At 40.8% G+C, this 24,494-nt stretch carries 18 protein-coding genes, 1 tRNA gene and 2 pseudogenes; 16 read left to right on the forward strand and 5 right to left on the reverse strand.

The window, feature by feature from the left end; genetic code table 11:
* The first annotated feature begins 1,273 nt into the window (after positions 1-1,273).
* The 4 genes and pseudogenes from BP621_RS04905 to BP621_RS04920 all read left to right on the forward strand — a co-directional run bounded on the left by BP621_RS04905 (position 1,274) and on the right by BP621_RS04920 (position 3,732).
* Positions 1,274-2,302 (forward strand): PAS domain-containing protein, encoded by a 1,029-nt coding sequence (locus BP621_RS04905; protein WP_292388267.1) that lies wholly within the window; start codon positions 1,274-1,276, stop codon positions 2,300-2,302.
* Between the two features lie 12 nt (positions 2,303-2,314).
* Positions 2,315-2,566 (forward strand): annotated as a pseudogene (locus BP621_RS04910) (PAS domain-containing protein); the annotation flags it as partial.
* Positions 2,540-3,058, forward strand: coding sequence for a GAF domain-containing protein (locus BP621_RS04915; protein WP_349682046.1), 519 nt, complete (start codon positions 2,540-2,542; stop codon positions 3,056-3,058). The pseudogene BP621_RS04910 and the gene BP621_RS04915, both read left to right, overlap by 27 nt.
* 203 nt (positions 3,059-3,261) lie before the next feature.
* Positions 3,262-3,732 carry a flavodoxin domain-containing protein gene (locus BP621_RS04920; RefSeq protein WP_292388268.1) on the forward strand — a complete coding sequence of 157 codons (471 nt, stop codon included), beginning with the start codon at positions 3,262-3,264 and terminating at the stop codon, positions 3,730-3,732.
* 379 nt (positions 3,733-4,111) lie between these two features.
* On the opposite strand, the gene mtrH is transcribed toward BP621_RS04920, so the two are convergent.
* From mtrH to mtxX, 3 genes are all read right to left on the reverse strand, one after another.
* On the reverse strand, positions 4,112-5,044 hold the full coding sequence (mtrH, locus tag BP621_RS04925) for a tetrahydromethanopterin S-methyltransferase subunit H (protein ID WP_292388269.1): 933 nt from the start codon (positions 5,042-5,044) through the stop codon (positions 4,112-4,114).
* Positions 5,045-5,127: 83 nt separating this feature from the next.
* Positions 5,128-5,721: a tetrahydromethanopterin S-methyltransferase subunit A gene (locus BP621_RS04930; RefSeq protein ID WP_292388271.1), complete on the reverse strand. Its 594-nt coding sequence runs from the start codon at positions 5,719-5,721 to the stop codon at positions 5,128-5,130.
* Positions 5,718-6,575: a methanogenesis marker protein Mmp4/MtxX gene (gene mtxX, locus BP621_RS04935; RefSeq protein WP_292388272.1), complete on the reverse strand. Its 858-nt coding sequence runs from the start codon at positions 6,573-6,575 to the stop codon at positions 5,718-5,720. The genes BP621_RS04930 and mtxX overlap by 4 nt, the downstream gene beginning before the upstream one ends.
* A 606-nt stretch (positions 6,576-7,181) precedes the next feature.
* Between mtxX and BP621_RS04940 the strand changes: the two genes are divergently transcribed.
* From BP621_RS04940 to BP621_RS04985, 10 genes are all read left to right on the forward strand, one after another.
* Complete coding sequence (locus BP621_RS04940) at positions 7,182-9,086, forward strand: replication factor C large subunit (RefSeq protein WP_292388273.1); 1,905 nt, start codon at positions 7,182-7,184, stop codon at positions 9,084-9,086.
* 1,240 nt (positions 9,087-10,326) lie between these two features.
* Positions 10,327-10,400 (forward strand) — tRNA-Val (locus BP621_RS04945).
* Positions 10,401-11,414: 1,014 nt separating this feature from the next.
* Positions 11,415-11,582 carry a hypothetical protein gene (locus tag BP621_RS04950; RefSeq protein WP_292388274.1) on the forward strand — a complete coding sequence of 56 codons (168 nt, stop codon included), beginning with the start codon at positions 11,415-11,417 and terminating at the stop codon, positions 11,580-11,582.
* 1,396 nt (positions 11,583-12,978) lie between these two features.
* Complete coding sequence (locus BP621_RS04955) at positions 12,979-13,206, forward strand: winged helix-turn-helix domain-containing protein (protein ID WP_048103306.1); 228 nt, start codon at positions 12,979-12,981, stop codon at positions 13,204-13,206.
* 833 nt (positions 13,207-14,039) lie between these two features.
* Complete coding sequence (locus BP621_RS04960) at positions 14,040-16,334, forward strand: CDC48 family AAA ATPase (protein WP_292388275.1); 2,295 nt, start codon at positions 14,040-14,042, stop codon at positions 16,332-16,334.
* A 343-nt stretch (positions 16,335-16,677) separates the two neighbouring features.
* Positions 16,678-17,232, forward strand: coding sequence for a CBS domain-containing protein (locus BP621_RS04965; protein WP_292388276.1), 555 nt, complete (start codon positions 16,678-16,680; stop codon positions 17,230-17,232).
* Positions 17,233-17,597: 365 nt separating this feature from the next.
* Entirely contained in the window at positions 17,598-18,749 is a 1,152-nt protein-coding gene (locus BP621_RS04970; RefSeq protein WP_292388278.1) for a pyridoxal-phosphate-dependent aminotransferase family protein, read from the forward strand.
* Positions 18,750-18,852: 103 nt separating this feature from the next.
* Positions 18,853-19,317: a riboflavin synthase gene (gene ribC / locus BP621_RS04975; RefSeq protein WP_292375683.1), complete on the forward strand. Its 465-nt coding sequence runs from the start codon at positions 18,853-18,855 to the stop codon at positions 19,315-19,317.
* A gap of 39 nt (positions 19,318-19,356) precedes the next feature.
* The gene (gene ribH, locus BP621_RS04980; protein WP_048108716.1) at positions 19,357-19,761 is read left to right on the forward strand and encodes a 6,7-dimethyl-8-ribityllumazine synthase; all 405 of its coding nucleotides are present in this window, start codon (positions 19,357-19,359) and stop codon (positions 19,759-19,761) included.
* Positions 19,762-19,814: 53 nt separating this feature from the next.
* On the forward strand, positions 19,815-20,957 hold the full coding sequence (locus BP621_RS04985) for a pyridoxal phosphate-dependent aminotransferase (RefSeq protein ID WP_292388279.1): 1,143 nt from the start codon (positions 19,815-19,817) through the stop codon (positions 20,955-20,957).
* Positions 20,958-21,044: 87 nt separating this feature from the next.
* Here the strand turns inward: BP621_RS04985 and BP621_RS04990 are convergent, their stop codons facing one another.
* Positions 21,045-21,488, reverse strand: coding sequence for an FAD synthase (locus BP621_RS04990; RefSeq protein ID WP_292388287.1), 444 nt, complete (start codon positions 21,486-21,488; stop codon positions 21,045-21,047).
* A gap of 340 nt (positions 21,489-21,828) precedes the next feature.
* On the opposite strand from BP621_RS04990, the gene BP621_RS04995 reads away from it, so the two are divergent.
* Positions 21,829-23,331 carry an L-aspartate semialdehyde sulfurtransferase gene (locus tag BP621_RS04995; protein ID WP_292388280.1) on the forward strand — a complete coding sequence of 501 codons (1,503 nt, stop codon included), beginning with the start codon at positions 21,829-21,831 and terminating at the stop codon, positions 23,329-23,331.
* Positions 23,332-23,333: 2 nt separating this feature from the next.
* Positions 23,334-23,720: a 4Fe-4S binding protein gene (locus BP621_RS05000; RefSeq protein WP_292388282.1), complete on the forward strand. Its 387-nt coding sequence runs from the start codon at positions 23,334-23,336 to the stop codon at positions 23,718-23,720.
* A 380-nt stretch (positions 23,721-24,100) separates the two neighbouring features.
* Here BP621_RS05000 and BP621_RS05005 read toward each other — a convergent pair.
* A pseudogene (locus BP621_RS05005) lies at positions 24,101-24,494 on the reverse strand (hypothetical protein); the annotation flags it as partial.

Raw genomic sequence — 24,494 nt, forward strand, 5'->3', positions numbered from 1 at the left:
AAAAAGGAAGGGGAAGGTGCTGAAAACTTCGGAGAAAAAGAACAGGAAGCTGGCTAAAAAGATAGTTAATCAATTGCAATGCGGCTGGAATAAAAAACTGGCCTGAAAGATATGAATAAAGAGTTTAATGAAAAAACTTGACTTTGAATGATGTAGACCAGAATCGGATAAAAATCCATGTCTGAGCCATAAAAACCCACACAATTTGCGCAAAAAGGCAATTTAATATAATAGATCCAAATATTTATATAACCAATCCGATTTTTGCATCAATAGCATAGTGAACGGGCCTGCTCTGGACCACATCTACAAGATCACACCCGAACAAACAAATCACAAAAATTAACCATCAGAGGATTATACCCGTTCACGATTCATTCAATTTTTCCATTTGAATACTTTTAATTATTTTTAAAATATAATTCTGGAACCGCCTCCGACTCTCCAGAGCCTGAATTATTATTCGTGGATAAAACAAACTATTTTTATTTATTGATCGGATCCAGAATTTTTATCCTTAGTTCTTCGTCTCAGAAAAATAGGCATTAAAGCTAAAATTGTATCTCAAAGGCGAAGGCTCTTGACGTCACGTGATACTGTTTTTTCCAATACCGCCCTTCACTGGATAAATCCCTAAAAGAGATCATAACAAAAAAGGCAAATTAAGGAGCTGAAGTAGGGTTTCCCTCATACCCTACAGCAGATCCTTGGTGGAGGTTTTATGTTGTTTCAAATTTTTTGCCATTTTTAGATTTTGCCATTTTTTCTTGTACTCCATATTTACAGGTTTACTGGATACTGTATCATCTTCTAGAAATCCACTTTAGCTTCATGTTTGCCGATAAAAATCTTTTTTGAAATATTTAATTTTGCTGTATCGGATTAGTAATGGGGTTCATGATAGACATCCAGATTTTAGAGACTATCTCTGGCGGTATAATAACGGAAGTGTAACACCAGGGTCCCTCTAGTTGCAGACGTATACCTACCACCAAGGAGTACGGATTCTTATTACCTTCTATTTATTATATATATTTTTCCCTAAAGGCGCTAAAACAAAATTCGACATATAAAGCCGAATATTCGGGAGCTAAAAAATTAATTTATTTATATTTATCGCTTGTAGTATCAATAAAAACATGAATAAAAAAGACAGTGATCAAAAACACTGATGTATGATAAAAATAAAATTATATAAATGAAATATGGATGAAAAAGTAAGAACATCGAAGCAAAGAGGAACATTAAGAGCCCAGTGAAGGTGATTGTAGAAATGGATGGGGGTTCTGAGGACTATGAAGCTTTAAATTTAAACTTCCAGACCGCAGGCAGTAAAAACAACGTAAGAGGAGAATCTCTCCACGCAGCTCTGGAAAAAGAAGAAACTCTCAGAATGATGATCAATAACAGTCATGTAGTGCTCTTTCTCTGGAAAAACGAAGATAAATGGCCCGTAGAGTTTGTCTCCGAAAACGTGGCGAAATTAGGATATGCGGTAGAATATTTCACTTCTGGCAAGATAATGTATAAAGATCTAATATACTCCAGTGATCTTAAAGAGGTTGAAGAGGAATTTGAGAAAAAAGTAAAAAGTGGGGCTTCTGCGTTCAGCATGGAGTACAGGATTATAACAAAAACAGGAGATATTCGATGGATAAACGAAAGGACCTTTATCCAGAGAGATACAGGCGGAAAGGTCACACACTTCCAGGGAGTGATGCTCGATATCACCAGGCGGAAGAAAGGCGAAGAAGAACTGGAAAAAACTCTTAAGATGCAGAAAGTGTTGACTACAGCAGTCAATAATAGTCCGGCAGTGATCTTTCTCTGGAGGAATGAGAAGTATTGGCCTGCGATTTTTGTATCGGATAACGTGGTACAGTTTGGATATACTGTTGATGACTTTCTGTCACAGACAATTCAGTACGGAAGAATCATACACCCTGATGACCTTAAAAGAGTAGAAGAGGAGCTTGGCAGGAGCATTCAGAAAGGTGAGGTAAGCTTCAACTCTGAGTACAGGATTTTTACAAAAGCCGGAGATATGTTGTGGGTAAACGAGAGAACATTTATCCAGAGAGATATAGACGGGAAAGTAGCCTGCTTTCAAGGAATAGTACTGGATATAACCCGCAGAAAGAAAGTTGAAAAAGCCCTGAGGAAATCGCTAAAAACGCAGAAAATGCTGAAAAGTATAATCAATAAAAGTCCGGCAGTAGCTTTTCTAAGAAAAAATATAGAAAATTTGCCTGCAGATTTAGAAAACTGGCCTGTAGATTATATTTCCGAAAACGTAATGTAGTTTGGGTACTCAGTAGAAGACTTTCTTTCCGGAAAAGTACTTTATGGGAACATAATCCATAGAGAAGATATTCAAGCAGTGGTCGAAAGTCTGGCACGCTCAGTAAGAGAAGGATATGATTCCTTCGAGATGGAATATAGAATTATTACAGGAGACGGCAGTATACGCTGGGTCGAAGATCGAACATTTATTCAGCGAGACCATAAAGGCAAAGTTACTCATTTTCAGGGAATAATTATCGATGTCACCGGGAGAAAAGAGGCTGAAAAAATGCTCGAAATCCAGAGAGAGCTGGGAGTATCCCTCAGCACTACCTGGAATCTTCAGACCATGCTTACTCAGATTCTTGATGCCTGCCTGAAGATAGAAGAGATAGATGCTGCAGGCATATACTTGAAAGACGAACTCCTGGACCAGATTAATCTGGTTGCACACCGGGGACTTTCTCCTGAATTCGTGAAAAGTATTTCAATATATAGGGCAGATTCCCCTGAAGTTCGGCAGATCTGGACTGAAAAGCCGGTCTACAGGATGGATTTTTTTGCAGATAAGATGGTGGATTTAATCAGGAAGGAAAGAATTACTGCAGTAGCCGTGATTCCTATGAAGCACAGAGGGGAAATTATAGGTAGCCTTAACTTTGCTTCTCATACCACAGACAGGATTCCCCAGAACGTACGTAGTTTTCTTGAGAGCGTGGCCTTTCAGGTAGTGAACTATATAGCTCCTCTCCGTATTGTGGCAGACCTTGGATAACATTTTTTCATACGTAAAGTCAACCTAACCCTGACGAAACCCTTATTTAAAGTAATTTTTATAATTAATACAGGATTGAAAAGTGAGAAGACCTCAGGTCTCGCCTTGTTTTCCGGTTTTTGGAAAATATACAAACCTGTTTTGATCACTTTTTGTCCGTTTCTGGCGTTAACATAAAATCTTACACAGGATGGGGGATAAGATTGAGAGCAATAGTAGTCTATCTCAGTACTTCGGGGAATACGAAAGTTATGGCAGAGGCAATAGCTAGTGGAATTGAATCAAAGCATGTGGATGCAAAAGCTGTTAGCTTTTATGACGTAAAAATCGAGGATCTTAACGAAGCCGATGCAATTGCAGTCGGTTCATCAACATTTTACTACAGGATGCTTCAGCCCATGGAAAAATTCATGGATGAGACTCTCGCTTCCACAAACCCAAAAGGAAAATTAGGAGCTGCTTTCGGGTCGTACGGATGGAGCGGAGAAGCTCCTATACTGATAGCCGAAAAAATGCGAGACATGGGAATGATTGTCATAGATCCCGTACTTAGGATACTGCACAAGCCCACAGATAAGGACGTGCAGGAGTGCAAAAGGCTTGGTGTCGACATTGCCGAAAAGCTAAAGCGTAGAAGCAGCAAAACCCCACAACCACAGGGAGCACCGAGTTAACCTTAGTTTTGAGCGCAACCGTTGCGCCGGTTGATCACGCCGATAGGGTTTGGAGTTAAGGTTCTCAAACTCAAACGTTGCAAGGGATTTTCGATCAAGCCTTTTTTGAAAAGGCTTGCGATCACGCCCGCTGGGGACCCGAAACAAAACCCGGTAAATCAACCTTCTGGAGAGAGTTGAAATGTAACCTTACTTGCCAATAATTCAGCTCTCTTTACTTAGCTAAGTATCTTCATTATAATTCAGTCCTCTTGAGCGAACAAAGTGAGCAAATAGGGCCACATGCTGTTGCGATTACATCGCAACTCCCAGAAAATCTCCAATTTTCTGTAATTCCGATGCGCGATTCGGGCCGTCTTCCCGAGGCGGGACTCGGGAATTATACAAGCAGGTTTACAGGATGCCGGGAAGCAGGCTCTATGTCGAGGTCGGCTACAGCTTCAGAAATCATTATATCGCTCATGGCAGCCATAGGAAATACATATGGGGCATACTCGATAGGCCCATAAAGAATGAAATCTCCGGCTGCTGCCTGCTGCAAGCAGGTTGACCCGACATCGCAGATTTTGTAGAGGACAGGGTCTTTCTCTCTTTTCTTATTCAGCCAGTTCCAAGCCGAGGGTGCATTATGGATTCCCGAGCCTGTCGGATGCCCCCATTTTGCTTTTGCGGTAATCGTCATCCTGAGGGCTACACCTGCCCCGTTTCCCATAGGAGTAATGCTTGGATCTATAAGCTTGTTAACTATTCCACAGCTGTCTGCAATTGAAAGTAATCCTTCTTCCAGAAGGCCTGCTCCATTTTCCAGCAATTCCATCCTGCCCTGCAGGGATGAGTCTGTTGCATTGAAGCCAAGGATTATCGAGCTGTCAATATCGGATAAAGCAAGAGTTTCAATTTCCGAAGCATTTATGCTCATGTTTATGGAGTTATAGATTGCTTTGTCTGCAAGCCCAATCTCGCTGACATATTCAGCAGCATGGGAACGCACGGTTCCTTCGGGAGAGTCGATAAGAAAAGGAGCTTCTGAAATTTCGGCCACAAAGTCAATGTAACGGGTGATGCTTTCAGGAGTAGTACCGAAAATGTGGATTATATGCGGGTTTCCTGTTTCTTCCGCATTTGTTTCCTGCAAATTTATCAGTTTTTCGGCAGCAGCCCGATCAAACAGACCTCTTGCAGAGTCTTCTACGATTCCATGCTTATCATAAAAAATAGTTCCTGCAAGCACGGTCGGGAGCTCTCCTGGCTGTCCGCCGACCTTCACTCCTGCGATGTTAACGATTTCCTGTTCTTTCTGAAATTTAAACATTTTTATACCCTCCGAATCTACAGGCTAGTCTTTTGTTTCAAAATATGATAATGTACTCTCGAAGTAAGTCTCTTAATTGAAAATTAGAAATCTTTTGCCTGGCAGACAACTCCTGCAGCTGCGTCCATGACAAATTCTTCGGAGATTATTATGTCACCTGAAAGAGGGACTGCGAAAGTAGATCGTCTTTTCTTCTGGGAAGTTGCCACAAAAGGTTCATCCGGGTAAACTTCTCCTTGGTCCTTATATCTTTTCACAATTTTTATTATTTCATCGGGGTCCGTCAGTCCTATCCTGTCAAGAAGCACTACCTGCTGCTGGAAGCGTTTGATTGCCGCTTTGGATATATTTTCTATGAAAGGGATGGCTCCCTTAGAGCCAAGGATTCTGCCTTTTTCGTCAACTCCGTTTGCATGAATTGCAAGCAGGGAATGACCTGCCAGGTGCCCCCTTGATTCCATCCCACAGACAAGGATATATCTGATATTAGAATTTGAGATGATATTTACGATTATTTTTTCGACTCCCAGATTTTCGGTTTTTGAGCTTCCCCAGAGAGCCGCTTCAGGTGAGGAATTTATCTGGCTCGCAAGAGTTACCACTGCAATCCGGGATCTCGGATTCCCTACGGTATAGTCGCCTTTTACTATCGGCCATGTCTCCGCAACGGTTTTCAATAAATCACCTTTTGTCTTTCCTTATTCAGATGAGACAGTGCACTTGCAAGCATTATGGCTTTCGTAAAATGTCCGCCTACCCTTGATGTATCTACAAAAACGTAATCATCCATAAGCACCGGAGCTCCAAGCCCGTCACCCCCGCCCAGGAAAGCAATTGTCCTGAAGATAAGGTTTCCCGAGATTCCGTCAGGGGCAACGATAAAGTTCGATTCTTTTATGGCATCTTCAATAAGAATTGTATAATGCTTAGCATTGATTCCAAGTTCAACAGCCCGCCTTGTCACGAATTCTCCATCTGCAAGAGTCCTGTCTACACGTTTGTTCCTTCCCACATCTCCAATTCTGCCGCCGGAAAGTACGCCGACCTTAGGCTCTATTCCGAATCTCCTTATGTGTTCGGCACCGAGCGTTATCATCCTGAGTTTGTCTGAAATGGTGTTTCCCTCGTCGATTCCTACAGGGGCGAGAAAGAAAGGTGTCCCATCAACCGTGAGGAGCAGGGCAAGCCGGCAGATTCTTTTCTTGCCTAAAGCCTCTTTGAGGTGTGCCAGGGCACCCGATGCCTTTGCAGTGCCTCTTATCACTGCATCGACTTTTCTTGAAACCATAAGTTCCGCAAGAATCTTTTCAGGCTCATCTGTGTCCACTACCTCGAGTTCTGTGCCGACCTTATCAATTTCCTTCTTAATCCCCACCAGGACGACTTGTGCATATCCCAGTTCCTGGGCTTTCCAGGCGCTCTCAAGCATTTTGGGGTTCGGATCCCTTATTCCCATAGCTACTCTGGCCCGATTCACCCTGGCCCTCACTTCGATAGCCTCAAGGAGGGCATCCATACTATTCTTTTCCATATCCATCCTAACTATTGTGTAAGATTTTAAGTAGTTCAAAGAAGTACAAACACGATCATTAATTAATTTTGTCCCCCGAGTCCCGAAAGCCTTTTTTGAAAAGGCTTGAGCGCAAACCTTTTCAAAAAAGGTTTGATCGAAAACGAAAAACAGCGCAACATTTGAGTTTGAGAACCTTAACTCCAAACCCTATCGGCGTGATCANNTGATCAACCGGCGCAACGGTTGTGGTGCAACGGTTGCGCTCAAGAAGGCTGAATTATGGGTAAGAAAAGCTACATTTTCAACTCACTTCAAGAGTATAGTCAAATTTATTTTTTTGTGCTAATGGTTGATTATAAGTATTGGTGGGCTAAAATCAAGGAGAGTGCTGGTAATTGGGAAGAAAGGGGATAAGAGTGCAGTTTTTCTTCCCGAGTTTGTTCTGGTGTTTGGAGGTATTCTTTTTATGAAGCAAAAAGACTTTAACACGTATCGAAGTGTAAAGTTTGTGTTTTCATTTAAAAATCGATAGTAGTGGATCAGATATTAAAAATTTTTATATAGTAAAATTATTACTATGTATAGGGTTAAGAATGAGTTCTTTTTTTATTGGTATGGTTTAAGATGACGTTGGCAATTGAATGGGCTGAGAAATACCGCCCCCAGACCCTGAAAGATATTGTAGGGAACAAGAAGGCGGTGCAGGATTTGCGGACCTGGGCTGAGAAGTGGCTTTCAGGCATTCCCGAGAGAAGGGCAGTGATCCTTCACGGACCTGCAGGGATAGGGAAGACCTCTACTGCCCATGCTCTTGCCTTTGATCTGGGCTGGGAAGTAATAGAACTCAATGCAAGCGACCAGAGAACTGCTGGTGTTATCGAAAAGGTTGCGGGATCGGCAGCTTCAATGAATACTCTTTTTGGAGAAAAGCGCCTGATTATCCTAGACGAAGCGGATAATCTTCACGGGACTGCTGACAGGGGTGGAATGCGGGCTATTGCAGGAATTATAAAGAGCACGTTTCAACCGATAGTGCTGATTGCAAACGATATTTATGGGTTGACTCCTACTATCCGGAACCTCTGTCTGGAAATAAAGTTTGGGTCCATACAGAGTCGCTCTATGGTTCCTGCTTTGAAGAAAGTATGCGAGAGCGAGGGAGTTTTATGCAGCCTTGATGCAGTCCAGCAAATCGCTGAAGGGGCGGGAGGCGATTTAAGAAGTGCAATCAATGATCTTCAGGCTGCGGCTACCGGAAGGAAAGCTCTGGAAGTTGAGGATATCAGCACTTCTGGCAGGGATGTCAAGGAAAATATCTTCAAGGCAATGCAGAGAATCTTCAAGAGCACGGACTGTAAAAAGGCTCTTGAAGCTGCTCGCGGGCTTGACGAAAGTCCTGAAGACCTTGTACACTGGATCGATGAAAATCTGCCTGTCCAGTATGCCTCTAAGGATGGGAATCTTGAGGATATAAAGACCGGCTTTAGTTATCTCTCCAGGGCTGATCTCTACCTTGGGCGCGTAAAAAAACGCCAGAACTATAGGATGTGGAGGTATGCCAGCATGCTGATGGTCTGTGGAGCTTCAGTCTCAAAAACAAGACCCTATCCCGGATTTATCAAGTACCAGCCGCCTTCTCTCTGGAAGAGAATGGGACAGATACGTTCGAAGCGAGACCTCAGGGATAATATAGCTTCTAAAATCGGAGAACACAGCTTCGAATCCATGCGTTATTCAAGAAACAATCTGCTGGAGCTTTACTCTCGCATGTTAAAGAACGAAGAATCTGCGATTGAAATTACTGCAGGCCTCGGGCTTGAACTTGAAGAATTGATATATCTCTCGGGAAGCACAAAAGCCAGCAAAAAGCTACAGAAAATTTACGACAGAGCGCAGGAACTCCTTCTTGAAGGGAAAGAAGAATCCGATGAAACGGATTTTTTCAGGGTTCCTGCTGCTTCCTCAGGCGATAGTAAAGAGGGCCTTTATGGCTTTTTGGTTAAGATTCCCAAGGAAAACGCTGGGAAACCTTCTGAGAAGCTCGAAGTTCCCGACTCTGAGACTTCCCAGGGCAGGCAGAAGACTCTTAACTTTGGTTTTGATATTTCACCTGAGATTTTTCCAGAAACTACGAATTCGGGAAATAGTACTTCTTTGGAAAATAATACTTCCGATATCATTACACCTGATAATCTTACCACAGTTACCCTTATGCCGGAGCGGTATCGAGCAGAGGTTGACGGGATCGAGCTCACACCTGATAGTTTAATTTCCAATTCCCCTGAACGCGATAATCTTAATGTTAAGAATTCTTACTCTCTGCCTGAATCTTTTGAGAAGGAAGTTTTTTCTGGCTCTGAACCGATAGAATGTAGCATCTCTCCTAAATTATCCAAGCCCAAGGAATCTGTAAACCGCAAGCCAATTATCAAAAAAGTTTCTGACAAGTCTGAAAATTCTGAGGTCAAGGTCAGCGAAACTCCTAAAAAAGCCGAATCGAAAACGCAAAAAACGCTTTTCGATTTCTAATTTCTCAACTTTATTAACTTTTTAAATCTTCTTTAGCTTTCTTTCCTTTTGTTAAGAGACGAACTAATTTTTTTCCAAACTACTGTACTATATGCATCATATCAATTTTCCACATATGTGAAATTGATGAGAAGGAAATTGAGGTGCAAAACTAGAGGAGTTAGTATAAATTAATAGAAAAATTTTCTGAACTGCAGAAAACAGTTAAAACGAATAGAGAAAAATTTGTGAGCGGGTTGGAGAGTTTGGGGAATAGTTGGGGGAAATAGTTGGGGGATATAGTTTTGGGGTTATACTATGGAAAAGAGACCCGCTCACTCGACATGAATATTTGTTCATCTTATAAATAGCTTTTCATTTCTATATTTTATATTTTATAATTCAAAATTTATACTTATATCTTTTTCATTTAGTTATAAATTTTACTTTCGGAATTAAAAGCCGATAATAATTATTGGGTAGAGTTAAGATCTGAGCCTATACTAAATCCCTTTTTCTCAATAATTTAAGACTTACAAGTCGCCTTCTAAATGAGTTTCCAGAACAATTTTCGTGATCAGAATCCCCAATTATTTTTTTTCTAGTGCTATATATAGGAACAGATATAATTGTGTATAGAACAGATAATTTTGAGTCTTGGGATTTGCTCCCTAAATATATATTTCTATTTTGATGAGAATTGGATGAGCGGGTTGGGGAATATGAATTGGGGTATTGGGGTGTTGGGGTTATCATTTAAAAGAGAGACCCGCTCACAAATTACACCATGCTAATCTCATATAAATATATTTTGTTCAGCCTTTTTACCCATCCAAAATTACGTCCGATCGGAATATCACGGAGTGCTTTTGGTTTTTAAAAATGGGCTTTCTCTTAATTTTCTTTTTTGTCTGTAAATAAAAAATTAGCTTTCAGAATGATGTGTGATATTTCTTTCGTGTGTAAAAGCCTCATTTATTGAGATAAAAACTTTGGTGCAAAAATAATCTCTAGTTCATTGTAATCAAAGAGTATCACCTATTATAGTAAGGGTTTTCACTTAGTGTAATAACCGTGTCATGTGGTGTAATAACAGCTTGATTTGGTGTAATGAAAATTTTATTTGGTGAATAAGAATCTTATTTAATGCAGCAACTGATTTTCAGATCAGCCCTGAGATTCTCTCCTAACAAAAGAGATATATATAACTAGTGACATTTTGGTCTTGCACTTAGAGCGATTCTGCAAATGTAGGCAAAATGGGCTCGTGGTCTAGTCGGTCATGACATCGCCTTTACACGGCGGGGATCCTGAGTTCGAATCTCAGCGGGCCCATTCTCTTTATTTTCCTTGTTTTCCAATTTAGAAGTTTTATAAACTTCCTTTTCTAATGCTTCAATTCTTGCTTCAAGGTCATATTTAAATTTGCCTATATATCTTATTTTATAGTAACTCACATTTTCATTGTCTAGAAGGGAATCATTTATAAAGCAAATTTGATTGGTCATAGATTATTCATAAAAATAAATATCATTTTAAAAAATTTTAAAAACTTACTTATAGCACATAGTTATGCCTATTTGAATAATTAGACCAATATTGTTAGTGCAGACTTGTATCGTACCTCACTGCTACTATTTCCTAAGTTAAAAAAATGTTAGTCTGCATCGTTATTGCACTCCAATAAAACTCTTATTCAATATTTTCATATAATATCAAAAACATAAGTCTCTAATATGGAAGCATCTTATCCATGTCTTTTTTTGTGAAGCAGTGTTTATAAACATAGAATTTGCAAAAGAGCACATTAAGGAGTGCCGTTCTAAAGATGGACGGATGTGCAATATCTGTTCAGATATCGATTAAAGCGTAATCTTTACCCATACTGAGAAATGGTAGATTACTAAATCTAAGTAAAAGCCCAAGTTATCTTTTGCCTTATTCAGTTCACCTTCACTTATTTCACTCTACTTCTTAAAAGCCTCAACAAAATAAAGTTTTTATAACATTTTGAGGTATTACTATTATGAAATCTTCCCAAATTCTTGTTATTATCTTTTGCCCATCTTTAGTACTTGTTGCAGCCGGACGTGCTGATTCTAAAACAGCTTCTTCGGAAAAACACCTACGCAAGTAATAGAACAGCATACTTCAACAACTATACTCAATCATCAATAGAACAAACAAGTTCTACTGCTCAAAATAACAAGTTTTAGGATAGCTCTAAGTTGATGATTCTAATTAATTCTAATTTAAATATTCTTAAATAGTTTGTTTGTAATATATTGTGAATATATCACAGGTGAAAGTGGATTACAAAATGAAATATTGAGAAGGGATTGATCGCGTATGAGTGACCTAACAGAAGTCACAAGAATTGTTAATGAGCTTAATGATATAGAAAACAAAAAAGAAGGAAAAAACTTCGAAGAAAGACTGAAGCTACTTAATAGTCAAACCACTCTCTGGAAAGAATTATACGGTCATGTTTGCGAAGTTGTTTGTAGTTTTGATTGAAACTTGTTTATATTTGTCTGTGGCTTAATTTGTCGTTAACGCCGTAATTTAGTAGTCCAGTATTATTTAATTAATATTATTCCAAATGGTTGAAATACAGTTTTCTAGATTCTCTTTTCCCAAATTTTTGGCGCTACTGGAGCTAGTCTGAGGTATGGGCATATAAATGGAGGCAAAGCCCGTGTTAGAGATTATGTCATGACAACGCCAACTATTTATTACTGAGTTCATCCCAAAACTTGATTTCATATATTGAAAACAATCTTTTACATGATTTTATTCAACTAAAGAACTTCTGTATTGAACTCTTTTTCGTGAATTGTCTCTAATCTAACTTTATTGACCTACCGAAAAGTGAGTGATGCGTGTTTACTTCTGAAAAGTATAAATCTTGAGAAGTGAGATAAGTAATTATAAATTGAAATGTGGGAAGTAATAAAATGAATTGGAAGGAACTATGTTTTTTTGGATTAGTAGTTCTTCAATGGGTTGTTGGTTTTCTTATTATAATTGGAGTTTTAATAAAAATGTGGATGATTGAGAGGGAATGAAATATTGTTAAGACCTTGTAGCCTATAGGGAAACAAATTGATTCCAGGGCTTTCCATAGCACAGGCGATAGTAACGATACACCAGTTGCTTCTTGAATAAAGGTAATTTTTAGTAAATTTATTGATTCATCGACCCATTTTGAATCTCACTTTTGTACATTTTTACAATATACTCCTGCCAGCCGAGGGAAGCCTTAATTATAACGGAAAGGGTGAAAATTATTAATCAGGTTATCCAAACCTTCAGTCACAAAGGAAGAGGAATCAATAGCACAATAAATAAATGAATTTGTTTCTCTTACAAATATATTATAGCGACATAGTAACACGCTGACTAAAAATGCTAACATATTAATTGAATAAGTTAAGGAGCCTGCACTCTTCTTTATCTTCCAATGAAATGTCCTTAAATTCCATAGGTACATTTTTATTCTGTTATATTTTCATATTACTCTTTTTAGCTAAATTGTCTCTCAATTACATAAGTATTTTGAAGAGTGTAGGCGCATCTTTTTACGCAACTTCTCAGTTTTGTTTTCTACAATTTTAGTGTCTAGCATATATTCTTTGTTAATTCTTATTTTATTTGTAAAGATTAACTGATAGCTGTTTCCGATTTTTTCTCTGGCAATTTCCCTTTTTCTCTGGCCGCAAAAGAGAACTTGTCCGTTTAAATCTTTTTTCTTTATAACTTGACATTATATATAGTACTGAAATTGTTATATAGAAAGGGGAACGATAAAGATTTAGAATCTTTGTTACCTACAAAAAGATATGCTTTAATATTTTTAAAGCGTAGCTACTTACAAAGATTATTTTAAAAATACCGTGGGGGAGGAGTCAGTATAAAAAGAAGGAGCAGGACTGATATTGCAGTGGATATCTTAAGAGTAGCAATGAACGGGGCGAAGAAAACTCACATTGTATACGAAGTTAATTTAAATTTTAATATTGCCCAGAAATACCTTGAAATGTTGAAAGAAAAAGAGCTTATCAAACATGAAAATGGACTTTTCATCACTACTGACAAAGGAAAAGTCTTTCAGGAAATGGCTAAGGAACTCAAACTCTAAAAGCGATTTTTGTCTTTTTTTACTTTTTATTAAATTTTCCCATCTTTTTCTTTCCCATTTTCCACTTTTCTAATTTCACTACACTTTAAATAGACTCTTTTCTGCTTCCATCCTTTTTCCTTAAGTACACTCATTGAAAATCTCAGCCCGAAATCCGGTGAGGATAAGTGTCCGGCGAGCAATTCAGTAATAATGTTCCTAAACTATAATGCGCCCCCGTATATATAAAAGCAGTTTGGAAACATATACTTATGGAGATGAAGACATTTTTTTACTTCACACTAAAATTACCTTGGACTTCAAGTACTTAAACACTTATTGACACTCAGCGGTCACTTTTAAAGAACCTGATGTTGAAAGTCAGGTGATAATGGTTATAGATTAGTAACTTTGGTTATAGATTAGTAACTTTCGGGGTCTTCTCAGGTGAAAAGGAAGGAGATAAATACTCTCTTGGAAAAACAGAAGCCTGTAATCTCCCTGTTATAGCAACTCCCATTTTGTATGGGTACTTTCCTCTATCGAGAATAAGGCAATCAAGAGATAGAATAGGATTTCCATGGAAGAATACGCCAAAAACGGGCCTTACCCCTTTAATCTCAAGGTTCCAGGGTTACTGAAACTGAGGGTTGTGCACACGATGTATTTTATAATGAATCACACTCTAGTATATCTCCCAAAGGTGCCCAGGGAGAATCCTATACATATAAACTTAAATAATTTGTTGAGAAGGTAACGAAAGTAAGTGAATGAAGTTGACCATCCTGAAAACTGCTGACTTCATTTCTGCAAGAATTTCCAAACACTTTTGCTAATTAAGATGGGGGGATTGTTTGACTGATAGGGATAAAACAACGATAAAATTGAAAGTTGCGGAAGCCGATCAACGGGATGTTGGAAAAGGCATTGTCCGGATAGACGAAAGCTTTAGGGAAAAGCTGGGCCTCAAGCCCTTCGACGTTGTGGAAATCAGGGGGGAGAAGGTAACTTCAGCCCTCATAGGAAGGTCTTATCCCAGCGATGAAGGCCTTGATATCATTCGTATGGATGGGCTTATCCGCACGAATGCAAAGACTAGCATAGGGGAATATGTGGAAATTTGCAAAGCAGAATGGAAAGAAGCAAAACATGTGACTATATCTCCTGTAACGAGAGGCATGCAGATCTACGCTCCCAGTGAAACCCTTAAAGCCGTATTTATGAACCGTACGGTTTCAAAGGGAGATTTTATTTCTACCACCAGCTTAAGGAAGTCCAGGGACAGGGATACTTATAGCAAGGGGCTCATGTTCGATGACTTTTTCCAGGACTTTTTCGGGCAGGGGTTCAGCCCCTCCTTCGGGCTTGGGGAAATTAAGCTGCAGGTTGTTTCCACCACCCCGTCGGGGATCGTAAAGATCACGGACATGACCGAAATCGAACTCCTTCCCGAAGCCGTGGAAATTGCTCCTGAGCAAAACATTCCCACTGTTATGTACGAAGATCTAGGCGGGCTCAAGGATGCCATTACAAAGGTCAGGGAAATGATAGAACTTCCTCTGAAACACCCTGAACTTTTTGATAGGTTAGGGATTGATGCTCCAAAGGGAGTGTTGCTCCACGGTCCTCCCGGAACTGGCAAGACCATGCTTGCAAGAGCGGTTGCAAATGAGTCTGATGCCTATTTCATCTCCATCAATGGCCCAGAAATAATGTCCAAATATTACGGGGAATCCGAAAAAGCTATCCGTGACATTTTCGATGATGCCGAAAAGAACGCACCTGCAATCATCTTTCTGGACGAGCTCGATTCTATTGCCCCAAAAAGAGCTGAGGTAACAGGGGAAGTTGAAAGAAGAGTGGTCGCACAGCTCCTTTCCTTGATGGACGGCCTGAAAAGTCGCAAGAACGTGATTGTGATAGGTGCAACAAACCGCCCCGAAGCTCTGGACCTGGCACTGCGCCGGCCGGGCAGGTTTGACAGAGAAATCGAGCTTCGGGTCCCGGATACCGAAGGCAGACTTGAGATATTCCAGATCCATACAAGGGGGATGCCCCTTACCGAAGACGTAAACCTCAGGGACCTCGCCCAGATTACCTATGGGTTTGTGGGAGCTGACATTGCTGCCCTCTGTCGGGAAGCTGCCATGAGTGCTCTTCGGCGCGTTCTGCCGAAGATCAACCTGAAAGAACCCCAGATCCCAAAAGAAATTCTGGACTCTCTGCAGGTTACAAGAGCAGACTTTGAAGACGCCATGAAAGAAGTCCAGCCCTCAGCCATAAGGGAAATTCTTATTGAGATTCCTAACGTCAGCTGGGACGATGTAGGAGGCCTGAATGATGTAAAGTGCCTCCTGAAAGAAGCCGTGGAATGGCCACTTAAAAATCCGGAGTCTTACTGGAATATAGGGGTGGAAGCTCCAAAAGGCGTGCTCCTATATGGTCCACCGGGCACCGGGAAGACTCTTCTTGCAAAAGCCATTGCCCATGAATCCGATGCCAACTTTATCACCGCCAAAGGAAGCGACCTCCTTTCCAAATGGTACGGGGAATCCGAAAAAAGAATTGCCGAAGTTTTCATGCGGGCAAGGCAAGTAGCCCCTTCGATTGTCTTCCTGGACGAGCTCGACTCTCTTGCTCCCATCCGTGGAATCTCCGCAGGGGAGCCTCAGGTTACGGCCAGGATACTTAATCAGCTCCTTTCCGAAATGGACGGGCTAGAAGAACTCCGGGGTGTGGTGATAATCGGCGCAACCAACCGCCCTGATATTATTGACCCTGCTCTCATCCGGCCAGGACGCTTTGATGAACTGATTCTCGTTCCGATCCCTGATGAGGGAGCTCGCAGGGAGATCTTCAAGGTTCACACCGGAAAAATGGCGCTTGCAGAGGATGTTGATATCGAAAAGCTCGTTTCTATGACCGATCAGTATACAGGTGCAGACATTGCAGCTGTATGCAAAAAGGCAGGAAGGCTCGCTTTGCGTGAAGACCTTCACGCAAAAAGTGTCAAGCAGAGACACTTCCTTAATGCAATTGCAGAAACCGGACCTTCAGTCACTCCGGATACTATGAAATACTACGAAGCTATAAAAGGCGAACTCAGGACAAGGAAATCTAAGGAGATTGAGAATCCTTCCTACATTTGAGTAAAAAAGCTAAGAACGCAGGTTTGCCTTTTTTCATTTTTCCTGTTTATTTATTAGCTTCCTTTTTTCTGTCCATTTACTAACTTTTTTTCCTGTTCATTTGTTGGTTTCTTTTTTCTTTCATACTGTCTAATTTTTTTATAACCATTATACTTTTTTAAATACTGTATTTTGTATTACCGAATCTTTAAAACCGAGTATTTTTTAAATTTCCCTTTTTACCCAATTATGTTGTATAATTTTTCCGAGAATGATTATCTGGATTTAATATCATCTAAATTTAAACTTCACAAATTATGTTAACCAATGATATTAAATATAATAATTACTATCGGTAATATACATGCAGCTTCCAACACCCGAAGATCTTAAAAAAAGAAGAAATGACCTCGGGCTTACCCAGAGCGATCTCGCTAAAAGGGCAGGAGTAAGCCAGCCCCTTATAGCTCGTATAGAATCGGGAGATGTAGATCCCAGGCTTTCGACTGTCAGGAAAATCCTTGATGCTTTTGAGGAAGTCGAAAAGGAACAGCAGATTATTATAATAGATCTGATGCATTCCCCTGTAATTCATGTTTCTCCAGGTGATTCTGTGGAAGAAGTAGTAAGCCTTATGCAGAAGCATGGTTTCTCACAGGTTCCTGTGCTTGATAGGGGCATTCCGGTTGGAAGTGTTTCTGAAGACATGATAGTGAAATTGATGGCCGAAAGTAAGAAAAAATCAATTTCCCAGTTGAAAGTTTCCGAGATAATGGGAGAGGCCTTCCCAACAGTGTCTCCAGGTATTTCTATCTCAGTCGTGTCACATATGCTGGAAGGAAATCCTGCCGTACTGGTAGTAGAAAAAGGAGCAGTTATCGGCGTCGTGACAAAACATGATGTAATGACGCTTCTCTAGGGCCAATAACCAAAATCCGCTCTACTTATCGGGCGGTATCCGGAATCAGTGCATGAAAAGCACATCAATTATATACTAGGATTCAATTAAACCTGATCTCTAAATCGGATTTAATGCTTAACCCCTGCAAAATGACTTAACTTAATAAGTTCTGTGACAGATTCCCGGATATATGATACTGCAGGGTTTTTCGGGCATACCGCATAACAATGATATTACTCTGAATTATTTTCAGATTTGCAGGTTTTTAATACTGCAGAAATACTACAACCTTTTAAATAAATAAAATGAGACGTAATACAAACCCTTCATACAAATAAAAAACAAATTCAATTAAATCTTTGAAAATGTGGAGCATAATACATATGGATCTGGAAGATACCCTTCTCATGATGCCTGGTCCCGTAACTGTTACACCCAGAGTCCTTAGAGCCATGTCGAAACCGATGATTAACCACCGAAGTGCGGAGTTCGCCGGAATTTATACCGATTGCAGGGAAATCCTTTCCAGCGTTTTCCAGACAAAGAATGATATTTTCGTGCTCAGTGGTTCGGGAACGGCGGGAATGGAAGCTGCTGTCGGCTCTCTAGCTGGAAGTGGGGACAAGGTCATAGCCATAGAAAATGGAAAGTTTGGAGAGCGGTTTAAAGACATTGCAGCTATCTATTCGGAAGTTGTTCCCGTTGTGTTCGATTGGGGTCTTCCGATTGACCTTGAAATTGTCAAGGAAAAACTCGAGGAAGGAGCAAAAGCCATCACTCTCGTCCACAATGAGACGTCTGCGGGCATCCTTAACCCGGCCGCAGAGATTGGCAAACTTGCCAAAAAGCACGACGCTCTCTTTATTATGGACGGCGTGACCTCCCTTGGAGGAGATGATGTAAAGGTCGATGAATGGGGAATTGACGTTGCAATTGTAGGCTCACAGAAATGCCTTGCAGCTCCCCCTGGGCTTTCAATCGTTTCTGTAAGTGAAAAGGCTTTTGAGGTTATGAAGGACGTAACAAAAAGGCCCTACTACAATGACCTCCTAGCATATAAAAAGAGTGGGGACAAACCCAAACCAGAGACACCTTATACTCCTGCGATTTCTCTATTCTATGCACTTCAGGAAGCTCTGCATATAGTAAAAGAGGAAGGAATGGAGGCAAGAATTAAGAGACACAATGTACTTTCCGAAGCCATAAGAGCAGCAGTTTCCGAACTGAACATTGAGATGTTCCCGCAGCTTAACGAGTACAGCCAGTACTCTAATACTGTCTCTGCCATGAAAGCTCCCGCAGGCGTTAATGGTGAGGATATAAAGAACGATATGAAGGCAAGAGGCGTAATTATTGCAGGCGGGCAGGAACGCCTTAAAGGCAAGATTTTCAGAATAGGGTGCATGGGAAATGTGACTGGAAGGGATGTGCTTTCAACCATCCAGCAGCTGGAAATTGTGCTGAATAAGCGTGGTTACATTGACAGGCTGGGAGCAGGTACAGAAGCTGCAGCCAGGATTCTTGACAGGGCCTGAACAGATGAATTATAAATTTAGATCTACAGGTAGAGTAATATGTCTACCTGTGCTCTTCAAAAGCCCGGAAAGATTTTAATATTAAAATTCCGATCGGATTTACATGCCCACAATAGGAATTGCAGATACCACATTCGCACGCTATAATATGGGGCGTGCGGCAATTGATGAGATACAGAAAAATGTATCTGTAAAAATTAAAAGAGTAACCGTGCCTGGGATAAAGGACCTTCCGGTCGCAGCCAAAAAACTTATCGAAGAAGAAGGATGCGATATCGTTATGGCTCTTGGTATGCCCGGAGCTAAGGAACAGGATAAAATCTGTGCTCATGAAGCTTCTCAGGGTCTTATTATGGCCCAGCTCATGACCAATACCCATATTATCGAAGTCTTTGTCCATGAAAATGAAGGAAAGGATGAAAAGGAACTTGCTTTCCTTATGGATAGAAGGACCCGGGAACACGCTTTAAACGTAATTAAACTGCTCTTCAAGCCTGAAAAGCTAATTCGAGAAGCCGGTACCGGTCAGAGGCAGGGCTTTGAAGATGCAGGCCCATTAAGAACGTGAAACAATTTATGTAAAAACAAAGACTGGAGATCTTATTAGATGACTATCAGCCTAGGATTTGTTGTAGCTGAATTTAACAGGGATCTGACCTATCAGATGGAACTGCTTGGAAGAGAACATGCGGAGTTCCTGGGGGCAACAGTTAAAGAGACAATTCTTGTCCCAGGGGTCTTTGACATGCCCCTTGCGATCAAGAAACTTTGCCAGAGGGATGACATCGATGCCGTGGTTACTATAGGATCTGTAATCGAGGGTGAGACTGATCATGACCAGGTGGTTATGCAGCACGCTGCAAGGAAGATCATGGATCTTTCTCTTGAGTTCAATAAGCCTGTAACTCTCGGAATTCCTGGCCCAGGTATGACTCGCATGGCGGCTCATGAACGTGTGGACTATGCAAAGCGGGCCGTCGAAGCCGCAGTAAAGCTGGTGCGGCGGCTGTGAATCCTTATATTATCTAAATAAACTAGCAAATGTAATAAACCAGGACCATCCCTATGTCATCCGCAAGGCTCAAGCGTGTAGAAGAATCTGCAACGATAAGGATCTCCAATATTGCGACCAGAATGATTAAAGAGGGTATAGACGTTATAAATTTCAGCCTTGGTGAACCTGATTTCAATACCCCAAAGAATATCTGCGATGCTGCGGCGAAGGCTATGTATGAGGGAAAAACCCACTATGCTCCCTCTGGAGGTATCCCTGAACTAAGGGCAGCTATTGCCGAAAAATTCAGGACGGAAAACAACCTCGATGTAACCGAGACAGGTGTGCTTGTCACCCCCGGAGCAAAACAGGGAATTTTTGAGGTAATGATGAGTGTTCTTGATGATGGGGATCAGGCTCTTCTGTTTAACCCTGCATGGGTAACTTATGACGCATGCATACGTTTTGCAGGGGCGGAAACGGCCTGGGTTCCGACAGTCCCTGAAAAAGGTTTCATTCCTGACAATTTTGAAGAGTACATAACTGATAAAACCAAGCTCATTGTTGTAAATAGTCCTGGAAACCCAACAGGCGGGGTCTTCGGAAAAAAGACTTTGCAATGTATCGCGGATCTTGCAATTGACCATGACCTCATAGTGGTCTCAGATGAAATTTATGAGAAAATTATCTATGATAGGGAGCATATCAGCATTGGCAGCCTTGATGGAATGCAAGAAAGAACTGTCACCGTAAACGGTTTTTCCAAAGCATATGCCATGACAGGCTGGAGACTCGGCTACCTGACTGCTCCTCCCGAAATTCTCAAACTTTTACTTAAGATTCAGTCTCACTCGGTAAGCAGTGCGACTACGTTTGTTCAGTACGGTGGGCTTGAAGCCCTTCAGGGCCCTCAGGACAGCGTCAAAGCAATGGTTGACCGTTTCAAGGTACGCCGCGATGTCCTTATCGACGGCCTGAACAAAATGGGGCTTGAATGTAAAAAGCCCGATGGAGCTTTCTATGCTTTTGCTAATGTCAGCGAGTATGGAAATGGGACTCAGGTTGCAGAACGGCTCCTGAAAGAAGCTCAAGTGGCAGTTACGCCTGGAATCGCCTTTGGTTCGTCGGGCGAGGATTTCATCAGAATTTCCTATGCAACATCGATTGATCGGATCAGGGAAGCTCTTGAAAGACTTGAAAAGGTATTTTCATAAATTAGATCCAGTAAATTATCTTTTTAAAAAAAGGTATAAATAAAGAATAACAGGTCTTAATCAAATCGGGCATCGGTATGGACAGGTTTACCCATACCGGTTAAGTACCTCTTTTATGATTGCACCTGTACTGCAAAGTGGGCATTCTTTTGAAAGTGGAATCCTGACCACATTTGCAGGAAGCCCTCTTTTTGCAAGTTCTTTTTCCAGAAGCTCGGCATCAAAGCGCTGGTCATAACCCAGAGCAATTATATCCGGCCTGATCTGCTTCAGGGGTTCAAACATATCTTTTTCACTGCCAAGAAGCGCTTTATCTACTATCCCGAGTGCATTTACCATCTCCAGCCGCTGCTCCTCGGGCACAATTGGTTTTGGCTTGTGAGTTACATTTGAGTCTCTAGCAACAATAACGAAAAGCTCATCTCCCAGAGCTCGGGCCTGGGTCAGAAAATAAATATGTCCGGGGTGGAGAAGGTCAAAAGTCCCGGTAGCTAATATACATGTCAACAGATCACCTGGCCTCGGGTATATCCTGTAAGCATAAGAAACTTACTGAGATTAACCCTGCCTTCAATCTGAAAAGCTCCGGGTTATTCAAACTGTATACTGCATGAACTGTTACAATCTATTTATAGCCCGACTCTGTAATAAGAGAATTTTCCAATTATCGCAAGTAATATATATAGCCCGTAAATATGAATATTGTTTATTGAACAAAGGACATAAATCTGTAAATCTGAAAATAAATCTAACTCAGGCATAGCTTTTCGCGTCTTCCGACAGGGCTGTTACCTTTGACATTATCACAAGTAATATATAATCTTACTAAATATTACGGTTCATATAAATCTGCAAAAAGAGGAGACCCCCAATGGTTAAAAAATCGGTTCATGAGATTAATAGAAAAATTGAAGATGGAAGCGTCAATGTAGTGACAGCGGAGGAAATGGTCACAATTGTTGAGGAGCTTGGCGCTGAAGGAGCTGCAAAAGAAGTAGATGTAGTTACGACAGGCACATTCGGAGCTATGTGCTCATCCGGCTTAATGCTTAACCTGGGGCATTCCGAGCCTCCCATAAAAATCCAGAAGATCTGGTTCAACAATGTAGAAGCATACAGCGGACTGGCAGCCGTAGACGCTTACTTGGGGGCTGCCCAGATCTCAGATACGCGGGGAATTCAGTATGGTGGAGCTCATGTTATTGAAGACCTCCTAAGAGGCAAAGAGATCGATGTTCATGCGACTGCGTATGGGACGGATTGTTATCCAAGGAAAGTGCTTGATACGATAATCACCCTTGAAGACCTTAATGAAGCCGTTCTTCTTAACCCAAGGAACGCTTACCAGAAATATGCAGCAGCAACCAACAGTTCCAAAAGAATTCTGAATACTTATATGGGTGAGCTTCTACCTAATTTTGGAAATGTAACCTATTCCGGGGCAGGGGTTCTCTCTCCTCTCTCAAATGATCCAAATTATGAAACTATTGGCATGGGAACAAGGATCTTTATGGGAGGGGCTCAGGGCTATGTTATAGGGAATGGAACTCAGCATTCTCCTTCTTCAGGTTTTGGAACTCTCATGCTCAAAGGTAACCTGAAGGAGATGAACCCTGATTACTTGAGGGCTGCTTCCTTTACCGGATATGGGGCCACTCTTTACATGGGAATCGGAATCCCAATCCCTATCCTTAACGAAAAACTTGCTGCTGCGACTGCAGTCCGTGATGAGGATATTGTTACCACCATCCAGGATTATGCTGTGGGAAGCCGAGACAAGCCAGTTATCAGAAATGTGAATTATGCCGAACTCAGGTCAGGCTCGGTGCAGATTGACGGAAAAGATGTGCCCACCTCCTCCCTTTCCAGTTTCAAGAACGCGAGAAAGATAGCAAATGAGTTAAAGGAGTGGGTTAAGCATGGGAAATTCTTTGTCAGCATGCCCGTGGAAAGACTGTGTACTGAAGGACTTGCCAAACCCATGAAAGAGACCCATGCAGTACCTCTGGTAAAAGATGTGATGTCCAGTTTTATTGTGACCATTAAAAAAGATCAAACTGTCCAGGACGCTGCAAAGAAAATCTGGGAGAATTCTTTTAACCATCTGGCTGTGACTTCCGATACTGGCGAACTGGTTGGGATCCTGACCGCCTGGGATATTTCAAAGGCCGTTGCAGAAAACTGCTTTGATTCGGTGGAGAGCGTTATGACGAAAAAGGTGCTGACCTGCGCTCCGAACGAGCCTGTGGATCTTGCAGCCAGGCGGCTGGACCGCTACGGAGTATCTGCAATGCCGGTGATCGATGCTCAGAGGCGGGTTCTCGGAATAATAACAAGTGACAACATCAGCAAGCTTCTTGCAAGGAGGTACTGAACGTGAAAATCAAGATCACTATTCCTACCGAAAGAATCCACAACCCTATTATTTCCGAGTCCATAGTCGAAACCGGAATCCTGATTAATATAATGGTTGCAAATATCGACTCAACCTATGGGGAATTGATAGCGGATGTGAACGATCTCAAGTTCGATAAAATCAAAAATGCTCTGGAATCGAGAGGAGCTATAGTTTCCATTCTAGATCAGCCTATTCACAGGGATGAGGAAGAATGTATCGAGTGCGGAGCCTGTATTTCGGTCTGCCCCATGAATGTGTATTCTTTTGATAACTCCTGGAGCGTTCAGGTAGATGAAAAGAAATGCATCCAGTGTGGCGTGTGCATTAAAATGTGCCCGCATGGAGCTTTGAAACTTGGGGAATAAATAGAGAGGGAAGATTAAGAAAGATAAAGTTAATTTTATATGTAATATTTCATCAAATTCTATTTTTTTTAATTTTTTTTAGAGACTAAATATGAGACTAAATATAGTTCATTTCATATGTAAACAAATTAAAAGCTCATATTAGTATTTTAAACCATTTTTCAATGTTCTCAATTCTTTTTTGTTTACATGTCTTTTACTAATCCAGATCAAAATCAAGTGACTTTCAAGCTTTTATAGACCTAGTTCATCACTTGATTTTGAAAGGAAGTCTTTCCAGTTCATTAGTGTAGATTATATTTATAATAATCTGTCGATATTTTAAACACACGTTTTTGTTATTATTTCAAATTATTATTAGTTGTGTTTTTTGAATCTTATTAATTGTTTACTGTATTTCCTGAATTATCTCCGTTATTATTTGTATTTCCTGAATTATCTCCGTTATTTACTGTATTCCCTGAGTTATCTCCATTATTTACTGTATTCCCTGAGTTATCTCCATTATTTACTGTATTTCCTGAATTATCTCCGTTATTATTTGTATTTCCTGAATTATCTCCGTTATTTACTGAATTCCCTGAGTTATCTCCATTATTTACTGTATTTCCTGTGTTTTGTCCGTTATTTACTATATTCCCTGAGTTATCTCCATTATTATTTGTATTTCCTGAATTATCTCCGTTATTTACTGAATTCCCTGTGTTTTGTCCGTTATTATTTGTATTCCCTGAGTTATCTCCATTATTTACTGTATTTCCTGTGTTTTGTCCG

It is taken from the genome of Methanosarcina sp. UBA5 (assembly GCF_002505485.1).
In the GTDB taxonomy this organism is placed as follows: domain Archaea; phylum Halobacteriota; class Methanosarcinia; order Methanosarcinales; family Methanosarcinaceae; genus Methanosarcina.